The sequence below is a fragment of the Piscinibacter sp. genome (genome assembly GCF_050175855.1).
Lineage (GTDB): Bacteria > Pseudomonadota > Gammaproteobacteria > Burkholderiales > Burkholderiaceae_C > Piscinibacter.
Genome location: NZ_JBFXIO010000539.1, coordinates 1 through 2,784, shown reverse-complemented (window position 1 = coordinate 2,784; position 2,784 = coordinate 1). Strand labels below are relative to the sequence as shown.

The 2,784-nt window shown below is 69.7% G+C and carries 4 protein-coding genes; all 4 read right to left on the bottom strand.

Annotated elements, in window-relative coordinates:
- Positions 1–240: AcaB family transcriptional regulator (locus tag AB7U92_RS25365; protein WP_428583359.1), on the bottom strand; the 240-nt coding region annotated here is incomplete at its 3' end.
- A 56-nt stretch (positions 241–296) separates the two neighbouring features.
- On the bottom strand, positions 297–1,712 hold the full coding sequence (locus AB7U92_RS25360) for a hypothetical protein (RefSeq protein ID WP_428583357.1): 1,416 nt from the start codon (positions 1,710–1,712) through the stop codon (positions 297–299).
- A gap of 21 nt (positions 1,713–1,733) precedes the next feature.
- The gene (locus AB7U92_RS25355) at positions 1,734–2,096 is read right to left on the bottom strand and encodes a hypothetical protein (protein ID WP_428583355.1); all 363 of its coding nucleotides are present in this window, start codon (positions 2,094–2,096) and stop codon (positions 1,734–1,736) included.
- Positions 2,097–2,104: 8 nt separating this feature from the next.
- Positions 2,105–2,647 (bottom strand): STY4526/YPO1902 family pathogenicity island replication protein, encoded by a 543-nt coding sequence (locus AB7U92_RS25350; RefSeq protein ID WP_428583353.1) that lies wholly within the window; start codon positions 2,645–2,647, stop codon positions 2,105–2,107.
- Between the last annotated feature and the right edge of the window lie 137 nt (positions 2,648–2,784).

Sequence of the window (2,784 nt, the reverse complement as noted above, 5' to 3'; positions counted from 1 at the left end):
GAGCACCGCCGCGAAGCGCCGGCCGCCTGGAATCGGCGGTGCGTTGCTCACCGGATCGGCGGCGCGGCCGGTGAACATGCGGTACGCGTCCTGCGTGTGCAGGGTCATCGCATCGGGTGTCTCGTCGACGAGCTGGCCCAGCGACGATCCTGCGGGCCGTGCTGGCGCCATAGGCGCGGAGATGGCTGGTGCGGGGTCGGGCACCGGACCGAGTGAGGACGGCGCGTCTTGTGCTGTCATGGCGGACTCCGTGTTGACGTGTTCTGGCATCGACGGGGCGGGTGCGCGCGGTGTGCTCATGGTTGCCTGCCGGTGTTCATGCGCGTCTTGAGCTCGCCGAGCATCTGCCTGACCTTCTCGCGCTGCGCGCGAGCCCTGGCCTGGTACTCGGGCGTGGCGCGTTCGGCCGCGAGACGCCGTTCCTCGGCTTCGCGTTCGCGACGCAGAGCGGCCTCCTTCTGGCGCTGCGCACGCGCGGCCGCCACGCGGAGACCGAGCTCCGGCACGAAGCTGCCCGCGCCGGCGCGCGCGATGAGCCCGCGCAGGTACGCGACCGGACTGCTGCGCACGCCACCCATCTGCAGGCGGCCGGCAAGCTCGTCGAGCAGAGCCTGGGCGTGATCGCCGCAGGGGCGAAGCAGCACGCGTGCTGCCTGGCGCTCGTCCGGCAGCATCTGCTCGGGGAAGATCAACTCTCCGCCACCATCCACGGCGGCCGACGCAGGCGCCGGCGAGCCGGTGTTCTGTGGTTGTAGTGATTCACCTGTACTGTGATTCATAAGAAGAGCGGCGCTTTCGGGTGAACCGTGTTCGCGGGTCGGGGCGAACTGTGGTGGCGGATTCAGCGTGGCAAGGCTGCGGGGTTGCCACAGTCTTGAGTCGCTCTTTGGTGAATCGTTGGCTGCGCCAACGTCACGGTCTGGATCCACGCCGCGCAGGTCGGTGGCCCGTGCCGGCGGGACGTCTTCGGTCAGCAGTGTCAGCAGGCAGTCGAGCCTGATGCGCGCCACCAGGCTCGGCGGAATGCCGCGCAGGCACTCCTCCCAGAGCCCGGCACGGACGAGGTCGCGCCGCGCCGTCTCCTGTTCGCGCCGCGTGAGACCGAGCTCCTCGAACCAGCGCGCGGCCGAGCTGACGATCCACTGGTCCAGACGACGTCGGACCTGCAGCCGCGTGAGGTGCAGCGCGCGCGACAGCATCAGCCCACCGTGCACGCCACCCGCGACCTCCACGAGCGCCCGGTGGAAGGCCACCGACGGACCGAGCAGTTCCGCGAGCACGAGTCGGTCGCTCCAGTCGACCGCGTGCGGATGGCCAGCGATCCGATCGGCGAGCCGCGCGCCGAGCTCGTCCAGCCTCAACCTGAAATGCAGCCGCGCGGGAATGCCGATGCGCTGGTCGTCCAGGAGCGCGAGATTGCGAAGCACCTCGCGCGCGCTGGCCTGTTCCTTCGGCGACAGTCCGGTCTCGATCGCCCACTGCTCCGTCGTCTTGTGGAACCAGCCGCCGCTCCGGGCGATGTCCCGACCGTGGCGCGTCCAGTAGATCGACTGCGACAGCAGGAGCGCCGCCTTGACGCTGGATGTGAGATCCACCAGCCGCCGATGGAAGGCGATGTGACGGCCCAGCAGCGGCCAGATGACGGCGAGCGGCGCGGCGTCGCCAGGCGCCGCTTGTGATTCCTCGTGCTCCCGGCGCGCGTCTTCATTCACGGCGGCTGCCTCCTCGGGCGCTCACCGGTCAGCCGCCTCGGCATGGGCCTGTAACGCGCGCCAGACCGCATCCGCCCGAACTCGGAACCAGAGCTTGGCCGGCATGCCGACCCGCCGTTCTTCGAGCAGCCCCGAGCGACGCAAGGTGCGCCGCGCGGTCTCCTGCTCCCAGCGCGAGAGCCCGGTCTCCTGTGTCCACTGCTCCTGGGAGCGGAGGAACCAGCCGTCGGCAGAAGGCTCCAGGGACTGGCTGGTCCAGATCGCCTGCGAGAGCATCAATGCCGATGTGACGCCGCCGGTGATCGGCACCAGGCAGCGATGAAAGCTCACCGGAATGTCGAAGACTTCGAGCAACAACTGCGGCGTGATGCCGAGGCTCTCCATGCGAGCGTTCATTCGTCGGCCTCGAATTCGCGGACGACCGCCTCCAGCACGGCGATCGCGATGTGCTGGAACTCCTGATGCAGCCGGTAGTAGCGAACGCGTGGCGACGGATCGGCGATGGCCCGCCACGCCTGGTAGATGCGCTCGCGCGTCGCGTAGTCGGGCAGCGGCACCCGACCGGCCGGGCGCCGAGCACCGATGGCTCGGCGGCGCTTGAGCGTCAGCTTGCGGCGAAGCTTGAAGAGCGCGCTCATCAGGTGCGTGGACGCACCGTGGCGGATGAAGTATGTCTCCAGCGCCTTGGCCTCGTTGACCAGGGCCACCGCGCGCAGCCCGGCCCTGAGGGCCGCACCGTCGAAGGTCACGCCGATGGTCAGGCTGCGCATCGCGGCGAGGCGACTGAGGTCGACGGCCGAGAGTTGCCGAAGGTGGGCCAGCTGCTCCATCTCGATGCCAGCCGCGTGGAGTTCGTCCAGCGCGGCGTCGGCCAGGCGCACCGTGACGTGGTTGAGGAGGACGAGCCGCACCTGGGCGTCCTGCAGCGGGAGCATCACTCTGCCTCCGAGGCAGAAGCCGCCTCGCCCGCGACGCCGGGTTGCCGGCGAAGGCCGCCCGATCGCCTGGCGCTAGTCAGCAGCTCCCAAAACGCCGTTGACGACGGGTCGGCGGGATCGACGAGCCATTGCAG

What these genes read in the sequence shown, in the direction of transcription:
- AB7U92_RS25355 (WP_428583355.1), bottom strand. Translation starts at nt 2,096, where the DNA reads ATGGAGAGCCTCGGCATCACGCCGCAGTTGTTGCTCGAAGTCTTCGAC.
- AB7U92_RS25350 (WP_428583353.1), bottom strand. Translation starts at nt 2,647, where the DNA reads ATGCTCCCGCTGCAGGACGCCCAGGTGCGGCTCGTCCTCCTCAACCAC.